At 70.8% G+C, this 627-nt stretch carries 1 protein-coding gene; it reads right to left on the bottom strand.

Translation table 11 applies throughout. From position 1 onward, the window contains the following. On the bottom strand, window positions 1-363 hold a 363-nt coding region (locus tag VP06_RS31865; RefSeq protein ID WP_245291395.1), incomplete at its 3' end, for a double zinc ribbon domain-containing protein. Between the last annotated feature and the right edge of the window lie 264 nt (window positions 364-627).

The raw sequence follows: 627 nt of genomic DNA, 5'->3' as shown, positions 1-627 counted from the left end.
CCCCATCATCGCCCCGAGCGCGCCCGCGAGGTCGAGGCGATCCTCGTATTTCAGCCGCTGCACCAGCCGCCGCGCCGTGGCGTCGTAGCGTGCCACCGCCCGGGCGCGCTGATAGACCGGCGGATCCGAGAGGGCGGCCGGCGAGACCAGGCCCGGCGCCCCGAGATCGACCGAGAACGGCGTGCCGAGCCGCTCGCAATAGGGCCGCTCGATGAAGCGCATCTCGCTCCAGCAGCCGGCGCAGAGGGCATGGGGAACCGCCGTGGCGGACCCGCAGGCGATGCAGCTCGGCGGATAGACCAGCCCGATGAATCCGTGCAGCGCGAGCCCGGGCAACCCGGCGATCCGGCGCAGGGCGGTCACGGCCGCCGCTTCCCCGGTCCCGTCCGCGCCGTCCCGGCGCGACATTCGGCACGGCGAGGCTCCAGGCCCCACTTGGCCGACCCCCCGCATTCGGTGGGGACAGGGCGCGACAGATGCTTAGCCGTGACCATTTTTAGAGCGGGAGGCATTGCAAGGCGGCGGACGCCGGCGCAAGAATGAGCATCATAACAGAAACGACGAGGAAACGACCATGACGATGCCCCCGACCATGACGCGATCGCTCGCCAGGGTCGAGAGCGCGAA

Source organism: Methylobacterium aquaticum (assembly GCF_001043915.1).
GTDB lineage: Bacteria > Pseudomonadota > Alphaproteobacteria > Rhizobiales > Beijerinckiaceae > Methylobacterium > Methylobacterium aquaticum.
Note: the sequence above shows the minus strand (reverse complement) of the source record. Positions and strands in the feature narration are given on the sequence as shown.